The 12769-nt window shown below is 40.6% G+C and carries 10 protein-coding genes; 8 read left to right on the top strand and 2 right to left on the bottom strand.

All coding sequences use genetic code 11. The features are described 5' to 3' along the window. Window positions 1-30: 30 nt before the first annotated feature. The 6 genes from sucA to QPX86_RS08860 all read left to right on the top strand — a co-directional run bounded on the left by sucA (window position 31) and on the right by QPX86_RS08860 (window position 7982). Window positions 31-2853, top strand: a complete 2823-nt coding sequence (gene sucA, locus QPX86_RS08835) for a 2-oxoglutarate dehydrogenase E1 component (RefSeq protein ID WP_220754212.1) — start codon at window positions 31-33, stop codon at window positions 2851-2853. A 27-nt stretch (window positions 2854-2880) separates the two neighbouring features. Then, window positions 2881-4071 carry a 2-oxoglutarate dehydrogenase complex dihydrolipoyllysine-residue succinyltransferase gene (gene odhB / locus QPX86_RS08840; RefSeq protein ID WP_285164954.1) on the top strand — a complete coding sequence of 397 codons (1191 nt, stop codon included), beginning with the start codon at window positions 2881-2883 and terminating at the stop codon, window positions 4069-4071. A gap of 78 nt (window positions 4072-4149) precedes the next feature. Next, entirely contained in the window at window positions 4150-5316 is a 1167-nt protein-coding gene (gene sucC / locus QPX86_RS08845; RefSeq protein WP_220754210.1) for an ADP-forming succinate--CoA ligase subunit beta, read from the top strand. Continuing rightward, window positions 5316-6188, top strand: a complete 873-nt coding sequence (gene sucD, locus QPX86_RS08850; protein WP_220754209.1) for a succinate--CoA ligase subunit alpha — start codon at window positions 5316-5318, stop codon at window positions 6186-6188. The genes sucC and sucD overlap by 1 nt, the downstream gene beginning before the upstream one ends. Window positions 6189-6377: 189 nt before the next feature. Then, window positions 6378-6908 (top strand): GNAT family N-acetyltransferase, encoded by a 531-nt coding sequence (locus QPX86_RS08855; RefSeq protein ID WP_285164955.1) that lies wholly within the window; start codon window positions 6378-6380, stop codon window positions 6906-6908. Window positions 6909-7067: 159 nt separating this feature from the next. Further along, window positions 7068-7982: a putative porin gene (locus QPX86_RS08860; RefSeq protein ID WP_285164956.1), complete on the top strand. Its 915-nt coding sequence runs from the start codon at window positions 7068-7070 to the stop codon at window positions 7980-7982. Window positions 7983-8061: 79 nt separating this feature from the next. Here QPX86_RS08860 and fur read toward each other — a convergent pair whose 3' ends face one another. Continuing rightward, window positions 8062-8493, bottom strand: a complete 432-nt coding sequence (gene fur, locus QPX86_RS08865) for a ferric iron uptake transcriptional regulator (RefSeq protein WP_220754207.1) — start codon at window positions 8491-8493, stop codon at window positions 8062-8064. A gap of 343 nt (window positions 8494-8836) precedes the next feature. Between fur and cobB the strand changes: the two genes are divergently transcribed. Continuing rightward, window positions 8837-9595, top strand: coding sequence for a Sir2 family NAD+-dependent deacetylase (gene cobB / locus QPX86_RS08870; protein ID WP_220754206.1), 759 nt, complete (start codon window positions 8837-8839; stop codon window positions 9593-9595). Window positions 9596-9662: 67 nt separating this feature from the next. Beyond that, complete coding sequence (locus QPX86_RS08875; protein ID WP_285165155.1) at window positions 9663-10115, top strand: ATP-binding protein; 453 nt, start codon at window positions 9663-9665, stop codon at window positions 10113-10115. Window positions 10116-10197: 82 nt separating this feature from the next. Here QPX86_RS08875 and QPX86_RS08880 read toward each other — a convergent pair whose 3' ends face one another. Beyond that, complete coding sequence (locus QPX86_RS08880; protein WP_285164957.1) at window positions 10198-12255, bottom strand: bifunctional 2',3'-cyclic-nucleotide 2'-phosphodiesterase/3'-nucleotidase; 2058 nt, start codon at window positions 12253-12255, stop codon at window positions 10198-10200. Window positions 12256-12769: the final 514 nt, after the last annotated feature.

Consider the following 12769-nt stretch of genomic DNA (forward strand, 5'->3'; position numbering starts at 1 on the left):
GCACGTGTATCAAGTTTGTAAGGAAAAGTAATGCACCAAGGCATCATGAAAGCTTGGCTCGAATCGTCACATCTAAGTGGCTCAAATTCGACCTACGTAGAAGAGATGTATGAAGCCTATCAAGAGGACCCAAGTTCAGTTACTGCTGATTGGCAAGCCGTCTTTGATAATCTCCCTGCGGTAAATGGTACTTCTCAAGATATACCTGAAGCTGCACACTCTAAAGTACGTGATTATTTCCGCAGTTTAGCATTAGAAAGTCGTGCCAAAGGCGCCAGCCGTGTAACCGACCCTGAATTAGATGCTAAGCAAGTTAAAGTTCTCCAATTAATTAATGCTCACCGTTTTCGTGGCCATCAAAATGCCAATCTTGATCCTCTAGGTTTATGGCAACGCGAAGCCGTTCAAGAACTAGACCCAGCGTTTCATGGTCTTGATGCTGAAGACATGTTGCGTGAATTCAATACAGGTTCATTTGCATACGGTAGCGACACATTAAAACTGGCTGACATTGTTCACGCACTTAAGAGCACATATTGTGGTTCAATTGGTGCTGAATACATGCACATTACCGATACAGACGAAAAACGTTGGATTCAACAACGTCTTGAACCGTCTTTAGGTAAAGCAAATTATGACAACTCCACTAAGAAACGTATCTTAGAAGGCCTAAACGCTGCTGAAGGTATGGAAAAATACCTTGGCGCGAAATTCCCAGGCGCAAAACGTTTCTCACTTGAAGGTGGTGATGCTTTAGTTCCAATGATGCGCGAGATTTTATACCGCGCTGGTGAAGCTGGAACTAAAGAAATCGTTGTTGGTATGGCTCACCGTGGCCGTTTAAACGTTCTTGTTAACGTTTTAGGTAAGCGTCCTGCAGAATTATTTGATGAATTCGCAGGAAAACACGACGAAGTCCAAGGTTCTGGTGACGTTAAGTACCATCAAGGTTTCTCATCAGATTTTGAAACGCCAGGTGGCAATGTCCATTTAGCGTTAGCGTTTAACCCATCACATCTTGAAATCGTAAACCCAGTGGTTATTGGTTCAGTTCGTGCTCGTCAAGACCGACGTGGATGTACTGACGGTTTACAAGTGATGCCAATTACCATTCATGGTGACTCGGCAATTACAGGCCAAGGTATTGTTCAAGAGACATTCAACATGTCTCAAGCTCGTGGTTTCAGAGTTGGCGGTAGTATTCGTATCGTTATCAACAACCAAGTGGGCTTTACTACTTCTAACCATGAAGATGTTCGTTCTACAGAATACTGTACCGATATCGCGAAAATGGTTCAGGCGCCTATTTTCCACGTAAATGCTGATGACCCAGAGGCTGTTGCCTTTATTTCGCAGCTAGCTGTTGATTACCGCAACGAATTCAAACGTGATGTCGTCATTGATTTAGTCTGTTATCGCCGTCACGGCCATAATGAAGCTGATGAGCCTAGTGCTACGCAGCCATTAATGTACGCTAAAATCAAAAAACATCCGACACCGCGTAAGATTTATGCCGATCGATTAATCGAAGAAAGCAGTATTTCAGCAGATGATGTGACAGGTTTAGTGAACACTTATCGTGACTCATTAGATGCGGGCGATTGTGTGGTTAAAGAATGGCGTCCAATGACACTTCACACAGTGGATTGGACACCTTATCTAAACCGCGAATGGGATGAAACCTATCAAGCCGCGATGAAACTTGAGCGTTTAAATAATCTAGCGCAAAAAATTGTCGATATTCCAGAAAGTCACAAACTTCAGTCTCGTGTCGCTAAGATTTATAAAGACCGCGTGTTAATGGCTAATGGTGAAAAACCACTGGATTGGGGCTTTGCTGAAACCTTAGCGTACGCGTCTATCTTAGAAGATAACAAACGTGTTCGTATTACCGGTCAAGATTCTGGTCGTGGTACTTTCTTCCATCGTCATGCTGTACTACATAACCAAAATGACGGTACAACTTATTTGCCATTACGTAATGTGGCCGATGAGCAAGGTGAGATTGATATTATCGATTCGGTATTATCTGAAGCATCAGTACTTGCATTTGAATACGGTTATGCCACTGCTGAACCTGGCGGGTTAACTATTTGGGAAGCGCAATTTGGTGACTTCGTAAACTGCGCTCAAGTGGTTATCGATCAATTCTTGTCATCTGGTGAGCAAAAGTGGGGCCGTTTATGTGGTCTGACTATGTTGTTACCACATGGCTATGAAGGCCAAGGCCCTGAGCATTCATCTGCTCGCCTTGAACGTTTCCTACAATTATGTGCTAACCACAATATGCAGGTGTGTGTTCCTTCAACACCGGCTCAGGTTTATCACATGTTGCGTCGTCAAGTTGTACGTCCTATGCGTCGTCCTCTTGTGGTGATGTCACCTAAATCATTACTGCGTCATCCTCTAGCTGTGTCATCACTTGATGAACTTGCTAATGGAAGTTTCCAGAGTGTGATTGGTGAACTTGATGCATTAGACGCGAGTAAGGTTGATCGCGTTGTCTTCTGTAGCGGTAAGGTTTATTTCGAGTTACTCGACAAGCGTCGTAAACAAGAAATCACCAACGTTGCTATTTTACGTGTGGAGCAACTGTACCCGTTCCCGCAAGAAGAAATGCAAGCAGCACTTGCTGAGTATCAGCATGTTAAAGATTTTGTATGGTGTCAGGAAGAACCGCAAAACCAGGGTGCTTGGTATTGTAGCCAACATCATTTCTGGGCAGCGATTCCTGCAGGCGCACAGTTAACTTACGCTGGACGTGAAGCATCTGCTGCACCAGCTTGTGGTTATCCAGCTCTGCATGCTCGCCAGCAAGAAGAATTAATCAATAGCGCATTAAAACTGTCGTAATAAAATTTATAAAAAGGAAAGCTTTCCATGAGTATCGAAATTAAGGTACCCGTTTTGCCAGAATCAGTTGCTGATGCGACTATCGCGACATGGCATGTGCAACCTGGAGAACAGGTTTCTCGTGACCAAAATCTAGTTGATATTGAAACTGATAAAGTGGTTCTAGAAGTTGTTGCGCCAGAAGATGGATCTCTAAGTGAAATACTATTCCCAGACGGTGAAACCGTTCTTGGCGAACAAGTTATTGCTAACTTTGTTGCTGGTGCTGTTTCAGGCCAAGAAGTCACTAAAGCTGAAGCAGAAGCTGCTAGTCCAGTCGCTGCTGAATCTGATGAGTCAAATGACGCTTTAAGCCCATCAGTTCGTCGTTTAATTGCTGAGCACAACCTTGATGCTGCAGCTATTAAAGGCACTGGCGTTGGTGGACGTATCACTAAAGAAGACGTTGAAACATTTGTTAAGTCAGCGCCTGCTGCAAAACCTGCTGCAGCACCTGCACCAGTTGCACCGCTTGAAGGTCGCAGCCAAAAACGTGTTCCTATGACACGTTTACGCAAAACAATTGCTAATCGTTTACTTGAAGCTAAAAACTCGACAGCAATGCTAACGACGTTTAACGAAGTTAACATGCAGCCAATTATGGATATTCGTAAGCAGTATCAAGAAATCTTTGAAAAGCGCCACGGAATCCGTTTAGGCTTCATGTCTTTCTACGTTAAAGCTGTAACTGAAGCGCTTAAGCGTTTCCCAGAAGTTAACGCTTCAATTGATGGCGATGAAATTGTTTATCACAACTACTTTGATGTGAGCATTGCAGTATCAACTCCACGAGGTTTGGTAACGCCAGTATTACGTGACACAGATACTATGAGCCTTGCTGAAATCGAAAAAAATGTTCGCGAATTAGCGCTTAAAGGCCGTGACGGTAAATTATCTGTTGATGATATGACTGGCGGTAACTTCACAGTGACTAATGGCGGTGTTTTCGGTTCATTGATGTCGACCCCAATTTTAAACCTTCCTCAAAGCGCAATCTTAGGCATGCATGCTATTAAAGATCGCCCAATGGCAGTGAACGGTGAGGTTGTTATTCAACCTATGATGTACCTAGCATTATCTTACGACCATCGTATTGTTGATGGCCGTGAGTCAGTTGGATTCTTGGTTGCTATTAAAGACTTCCTTGAAGACCCAACACGTCTATTGCTTGACCTATAAGAGTCAACTAGACAGTACCCTCGTAGCTGGCTCAAACGAGCCAGTAGGATTTTTTAAGAAGTATATGGATAGATCATCATGAATTTGCATGAGTATCAGGCAAAATCCTTATTTGCCGAATATGGTTTACCAGTTTCAGAAGGCTTCGCTTGCGATACAGCCCAAGAAGCGGTAGAAGCTGCTGGTCACATTGGCGGTAATATGTGGGTTGTTAAGTGTCAAGTACACGCAGGCGGCCGTGGTAAAGCTGGTGGCGTTAAAGTTACCGGCGATAAAGAAGAAATCAGAGCATTTGCTGAAAACTGGTTAGGTAAGAACTTAGTCACTTATCAAACTGACGAGAAAGGTCAGCCGGTTGCTAAAATCTTAGTTGAAAGCTGTACTGATATCGCAAACGAATTATACCTTGGTGCAGTTGTTGACCGTGCAACACGTCGTGTTGTATTCATGGCTTCAACTGAAGGTGGCGTTGAGATTGAAACTGTTGCTGAAGAAACTCCTGAGTTAATTCACAAAGCAATCATCGATCCATTAGCGGGTCCTCAGCCATACCAAGCACGTGATCTTGGCTTCAAGTTAGGTTTAAACCCAACTCAAATGAAGCAGTTCACTAAAGTGTTCATGGGCTTAGCAAAAATGTTTGAAGACCATGATTTCGCTTTACTTGAAATCAATCCACTTGTTATCACTGACGAAGGCAATATTCACTGTCTTGATGGCAAAATTGGTATCGATGGTAATGCTTTATTCCGTCAACCAAAAATCCGTGAAATGCATGATCCATCACAAGATGATGCACGTGAAGCGCACGCAGCTAAGTTCGAACTTAACTACGTTGCACTAGACGGAAACGTTGGTTGTATGGTTAACGGTGCAGGCCTAGCGATGGGTACTATGGACATCGTAAACCTACACGGCGGCAAGCCAGCTAACTTCTTAGACGTTGGCGGAGGAGCAACTAAAGAACGTGTTGCTGAAGCATTTAAAATCATTCTTTCTGATTCAAATGTTAAAGCAGTATTGGTTAACATTTTCGGTGGCATCGTACGTTGTGACATGATTGCTGAAGGTATTATCGGTGCAGTTAAAGAAGTCGGTGTTCAAGTGCCTGTTGTTGTTCGTCTTGAAGGTACTAACGCTGAATTAGGTCGTGAAGTTCTAGCTAACTCAGATCTTGATATCATTGCAGCTACAAGTCTAACTGACGCAGCTGAGCAAGTTGTTAAAGCTGCGGAGGACAAATAATGTCTGTATTAATTAACAAAGATACTAAAGTTATCTGTCAAGGTTTCACTGGCGGTCAAGGTACTTTCCATTCTGAGCAAGCAATTGCTTACGGTACTAAAATGGTTGGTGGCGTATCTCCAGGAAAAGGCGGTCAAGTTCATTTAGATCTTCCAGTCTTTAACACTGTTAAAGATGCTGTTGCTGAAACAGGTGCTACTGCTTCTGTTATCTATGTACCAGCTCCTTTCTGTAAAGATGCTATCTTTGAAGCTATTGACGGTGGCATTGAGCTAATCGTTTGTATCACTGAAGGTATCCCTACGTTAGACATGCTTCAAGTTAAAGTTAAACTTGAAGAAACTGGCGTTCGTATGATCGGTCCTAACTGTCCAGGTGTTATCACTCCTGGTGAGTGTAAGATTGGTATCATGCCAGGTCACATCCATAAGCCTGGTAAAGTCGGTATTGTTTCACGCTCTGGTACCCTAACATACGAAGCTGTTAAGCAAACAACCGATGAAGGTTTCGGCCAATCAACTTGTGTTGGTATTGGTGGTGACCCAATTCCTGGTACTAACTTCATCGACGTATTGGAAATGTTCCAAAACGATCCACAAACTGAAGCAATCGTAATGATTGGTGAAATTGGTGGTACTGCTGAAGAAGAAGCAGCTGAATACATCAAAGCTAACGTTACTAAACCTGTTGTTTCTTACATTGCTGGTGTAACTGCACCAGAAGGTAAGCGTATGGGTCATGCTGGCGCAATTATCGCTGGTGGTAAAGGTACTGCTGAAGATAAATTTGCAGCATTAGAAGCGGCTGGCGTAAGCACAGTTCGTTCTTTAGCTGATATCGGTAAAGCACTACGTACAAAAACTGGCTGGTAATTACTAGCAAGTGATATAAAAGGCGCTTCGGCGCCTTTTTTGTTGGGCAATAAATGGTTGATGATGAAATATTATTCATTTTATTATGTGGTTATTGATAAATCGTCAAATCTTGATAAGGTTATTTTGCTAAAGTTAAACATGTAGTTAGCCCACAACAATTCAGAATAATAAAGGTTAAGGATAATCGTGTCTCATATAACCCCTGTGATCCCCGCTGTAATTGCAGAAACACAACGTCTACTCATTCGTCCATTTAATCAACACGATATAGAAGCTATTTTATTAATGAATAGTAATCCTGATGTGCTGACTTACATTCCACAATCGCCGTTAAAAAGTCTATTAGAGGCTGAACACGTTTTTAAAGAGGTGATACAAGCGGATTATAACGATAAAGGTTTTGGACGCTGGGCGGTGTATCATAAAGCTGACAAAAAAGTGATAGGTTTTTGTGGACCTAAATACATTCCCGAATACGACAAAGTGGAACTGGGTTATCGTTATCTTCCTGAGTATTGGGGCAAAGGGATAGGTACTGAAGCTGCCAAAGCTGTGATGGAAACTTTGAAACCGATGTTCGATATAGAAGAAGTTATCGCCCTCATTTTACATGGCAATGTAGGCTCAGAAAAAGTAGCAGCAAACAATGGTATGTCGTTGTATGAACAAAACGAATACAAAGGCCATAAGGTGCATGTGTATCAAAGAATGCTATAAATCATCAACCTATCCGATTGCAATTTTATTTACATTTCGTTAGTTTCGAATCTTATAAGCAAAGATAGATATTGTTTTTCTATCTTTGCCTTAGAAGTAAAATCCCCAAAATCTCTAAGGAAAGAGTCGATCGCAACATTGCGATGTAGGAATAAAGATATGGATATTATCTTCTATGGCTCTTTCTTGTTATTTAAACAAGGAACAAACATGATTCAAAAAGGTTTATATTTAGCCACTCTTACCGTATTTTCTTCGTTATCTACATCAGTGATGGCAGATGATTACCAACATGATGGTAATGTTACCTATTATGATCAAACTGAAAGCAGTTCTGACGGTACATTCAAAGTTGATTACCGTTACCATTTTTCGCCAATTAGCGATGCCAATAAACCATATCTTTTAGCGGACTACCTTGGTCAAACATCTAATATCGGCGGCCATTATTCAGGTATCGGTAATGATTTCGACCAATATGATATTTCTGGAGAATATGTATTTGATTCAAAGTGGTTTATAAAAGCGCAATACGCTAATTTTGAAGCGGATACTGGTTTTGACAGTGACATATATGGGGCTGCATTAGGGTATTACTTCAACTCATCAAGTTCTTTTTATCTAGAGTATGTTCGTAGTTCAGGTGGCTATGAAATCAGTGACTCAGGTGGGTTTAGAAAGTCTGATACTGAACAAGATAACATTACCTTAGGTGTAGATACCTACATTCAATTTGATTGGACTGAAGGACTATTTTTGAGCGGTAGATATATTTATAGTGATTATACTGTTGATAGTATTTTTGACATGCCAGAATTCACCTCAGCTGGTTCTTATAGTGATAATCACTCTACTGCTATGGTTGACGCAGATTGGTATATCACAAACTCTTGGTCTGTTGGAGCTAGCTACTTTTATGATTTTGATGAGAGTGGCAACGACAGCTGGTTGTTAAGCTCGGATTACTATTTACCAATAATAGACACTATCGCAGCAGTCTTTAGCGCAGCTAAAGAACTGGATTCTGATATTGATGGTTTCTCTTATAGTATCGGCGTGAATGGCCGTTTTTAAGCTACTCATTTAATGATAAAAAAAGCCAGCTAAATGCTGGCTTTTTATTTGTTAAAGTTAATTAACTAAAACAATAAAGCTATTCGTCTGCGTGATCACACTCATCATTAGTGCAGTGACCATATAGATATAAACTGTGATGAGTCAGCTTAATATTATGACGCATAGCGATTTCATCTTGACGGCGCTCAATTACTTCATCAGAGAATTCAATAACCTTGTCACAGGTTAAGCAAACTAAGTGATCATGATGCTTTTGAGTCGACATTTCAAAAACGGCCTTACCACTTTCAAAGTGGTGACGGTTTAGAATACCAGCATCGTCAAATTGGTTTAATACACGGTAGACAGTTGCCAAGCCGATTTCTTCCCCAATATCGAGTAATTTTTTGTATAAATCTTCAGCACTGATATGTTGGTTTTCAGGGGCTTGCATCAATTCTAGAATTTTGACTCGTGGGAGGGTAATTTTTAATCCCGCTTTTTTGAGTGCTTGATTTCCATCTGTCATCGCTAATCTCTTGATTGCAGAACCTTAAAGGTTCGTCCGTGGATAGTTAAGATCATTATATGTGGTGTAATACCAAACTGGAACCTTTCATCGAGGTTTATCGGCATTTAACAGTGAATTTTCTTTCATCATCTCAATAAAACAATCTGTTAAGTTAATAAATGGACAATAGTCTTACTTATACTAAGGGATTATTGAGAGTATTAGCTATTTATATCACTATTAAGCTTATAGAGGTGACTTGTTGGGTTTTAGGGTTAGTCTCGAAGATAAAGACGAAGATAGGGGCTAGATGTTATGGTATCGACAACTGGCTTAATATAATAAAAATAAGGAAATCAGTATGTATCAGCAGATTGTTGTCTTAACCGGCGCAGGTATTTCAGCTGAGTCTGGGATTAAGACCTTTCGCGATCAAGATGGGTTATGGGAACAGCATCATATCGAAGATGTGGCTACGCCTGAAGGTTATGCTCGGGATGTTGATTTAGTTGAAAGATTTTATAATAGTCGCTGGGAAAACCTCCATAGTGGTGAGGTGCAACCCAATGCAGCCCATGAAGCATTAGCGAAACTAGAAGCTGAGTTTCCTGGTAAGTTATTAGTTATTACTCAAAATGTCGATGATTTACACGAACGTGCGGGTTCAAAGCGTTTGTTACATATGCATGGCGAGTTGTCGAAAGGTCGTTGCCCACAATCATTACAAACCTTCGTTTTACGTGAACCGTTTAGTGAAGACAATTGCTGTACTTGTTGTATCCCTGCTAAACGATTACGTCCACATATTGTTTGGTTTGGTGAAATGCCTTTTGGCATGGATAGAATTCATGATGCACTGGATAACTGCGACTTATTTATCGCAATTGGTACTTCTGGTACTGTTTATCCTGCTGCAGGTTTTGTAGATAGTGCTAATCACCATGGGGCACAGACTGTTGAAGTAAACTTGGTTGAAGCAGACAGACACAGTCAATTTCAATATCATTTCACAGGTAAAGCAGGAGATATTGTTCCTCAATTAGTTGAGTCGATTTTATCTGGTGAAACTGTGGGTAATCAGACGTTTACTGAGCAACTAACGAATGCTATTTCCGCATAATGTTATTCAAGATAGATAATCTTGAAGGTGTGGTATTTCTTAGTAAAAATAGAGAGAGATTATGAAGCTGCAAGCTAAACTTGCCATCATTATGCGAGGGTTACCTGGCAGCGGGAAATCTTTTTGGGTGAATGATTACCTTAAGCAGCTCGGTATTGAGCAAGCGTTGCATGTAAAACAACATGGTTATTTTTCCACTGACAGTTATTTCGAAAAACAGGGTAAGTACCAATTTAATTCCAAGATGCTTAGTCAGTACCATCAAGCTAATTTAACCGCATTTATCAATGCAATGGCTAATAATGAACCATTAGTCATTTGTGATAATACCAACGTAGCAAAATGGGAATATATGGCTTATGAGGCTGCAGCTAAGTCATTAGGTTATCGAGTTCGAGTTGTGCTCATTGGTGAGCCTAAAGATTATAAGCACCAAGAGTTGTGCGTTGAAAGAAACAGCCATCAAGTCCCATTAAGTCAAATTAAACGAATGGCAAAATTATTTGAGCTAGATGACTAGCTAAGCTAGATGGCAATAAAAAAGGCGCTTATTAGCGCCTTTTAATATTTACTCCAATACTAAATGAATCAAGCGTTTAGTATTAGTTTTGCAAATCAATATTATAAATGGCGAATCCAAACTCATCAGTTAAGTCTGTGCGTTTTGTCATTGGACGCACTTGATAGTCTTCAACAAACTTATCAGCGGTTTCACTGTCTTGAGTTTCAAAACGTATATCGAGTTTAGTACTCGTGTCGATTGTCACAAAGTCCCAGTTGTTGTCAGCACTTGGGTCTACTTCACCATTGGCTTCTGACTCTTCCGAAATATATTGAGCTAACGCTTCGCGGTTAGTATCTGGTAGTTCCATTACAACAAACTCAGCGCCCGTACCTGCAAATTTACCACCAAATGCACGGTAGTTATTCGAAGCAATAATAAATTCTTTGCTTGCTAGTTCATCGCCTGTAAATGTCGTGCCATCGGAGTCTGTATAGCTTAAATCAACAATACGACTTGCATCAGCATTGGCTACAGCGCAATCACCGTCAAATTTATTAGGCTGAGTGACGTCAATTTTATAACTTACACCATCAATGACATCATAGTTATATGTTCTATGAGTATCCCAATTAATTAAGTTTTGAGCGGCAGTTGAAGTAGGATCAATTTGATTAAATTGATTCGCACTGCATTCAAGCCAATCTTTAACTTCAGCACCTGTCACTTTAACTGCGACCATGGTATTTGGATAAAGATAAAGATCTGCAGCATTCTTATAAGTTAAGTCTCCAGCAGGGACTTGCACATAACTATCAGCATCAGATGTAGTGCTATGTCGACCGCCTGCTTTAAATGGAGCAGACGCTGATAAAACTGGAATGCCTTTTAGTGCATCAACCTTTGAGGCTGCTTCTGCTACAGCATCAATTTGGGCATTTGATACGATTTGCACGGTTGGATCATCTTGAACAAGCGAGAGGAAGCTGTACATGTCGGTAGATGATTTACCGATTGGCGCATTCACATAATCAAGGGTGGCGTTATGTTCAATTTCAACCATAGCGTGAATATCTGCATCAGGCTCAACAGCAAATTCTTCAGTCGTATCAGTCGCTTTTATAAAAATTGGGCGAGCATCCGATTGGCTGTTAACTACAGTCCAAGCACCATCTTCTTGTGTTAGCGTTAAATCGACTACACCTAAATTATCTCCCCAACGGCCAGGCATGACTGCCGCAACACCATTAATGGTGCCTTTATCTAAATCAACATTTTCAACATCAGCAAATTGGGAGCTTGGAAAAACGGAGTGACTGTGGCCAAACATGATGGCATCAATACCTTCAACAGTCGTTAATGCCCACGTTGCGTTTTCTGCATTCATGTCACTTGGGTTTTCTGATGAGCCAATGCCTGAATGTGGAATCGCGATAATAACGTCTGCTCCAGCGGCCTTCATTTGAGGTACGTAACGCTCTGCTGATTCAACTATGCCGCGTGCAACGACTTTGCCGTCAAGGTTTTGTTTGTCCCAAATTTTTATTTGTGGCGGAACGAATCCAATGTAACCAATTTGAATCGTATGCTCGTCACCATTTTTATCAACGACAAGCTGATCTTTTATGATGAAGGGCTCAAACAATGGTTCACCTGCTTTAACTTCTCTGAAGCAATCATCAACTTCACAATAGACGTTGGCACTGATATAAGGAAAGTTTGATTCTGCTGTTGCTTGATCTAAAAATTCTAAACCGTAGTTAAACTCATGATTACCAATGTTACCCACTTCATAATTTAGGGTATTCATTGCTTTGTAAGCTGGGTGAGTATCGGCTAATTGGTTAGTCGATTTAAATTCATGAGCAATATAATCGCCCATAGGGCTGCCTTGAAGTAAATCACCATTATCGACTAACACACTATTACTGACTTCTGCACGTGCTTCATGAATTAATGCTGCAGTGCGGGCTAAACCAATAGTTTTATCGGTTTGACCACTATAGTAATTATAATCCATGATATTGGCATGGATATCGCTGGTTTCCATGATACGCAAATCAACTTCAATGGTTTTAACATCGTCATCTGATGAGCTACAACCAGTAATACCTAACGCACCCGTAATAACAACTGCTAAAAGCTTTTTGTTCAACATAATAGTCTCTCTTTTAAACGCTTTTTTCTGACCCCGGAGCTTATTATTTTTTGTGCTCCATATTGTTGTGAGCAATTTACAGAGATGAAATGTAAATTAATCAATGTAGATTGTATTTAAAATAAATCACTGTGTTGTGATCTAGGAACGATAATGTAAAGATAAGTTATTTAAGCTGTAATTGTGTTAACAGTTGAAGTTTTCGATATTTATTAAGCGTTGTTGTAGTGCTTTAAACTTGAGCGATCGCTTAATTACTATATTAATCGCAGTTGGTGTTAATTAAGGAGACGGCGTTTGAGTGATGAAGTAATAGGAATAGGGTTGATGGCAATGCCCCTGAGGTATAGGAGCATTGTCGTCAGCCAGTAGGTTTATCATGGGCTGTTTTAGTATTGAGTCGTGCTTAAATACCACATAGGTACTCAAAAAGTATTTGTTTGAACACTATATGTACCTAATTGATTAAGCACTTCTTTTTGTCAATCTTTACCAACATTTCATCAAGTATTAT

This window comes from Shewanella goraebulensis (assembly GCF_030252245.1).
GTDB lineage: Bacteria > Pseudomonadota > Gammaproteobacteria > Enterobacterales > Shewanellaceae > Shewanella > Shewanella goraebulensis.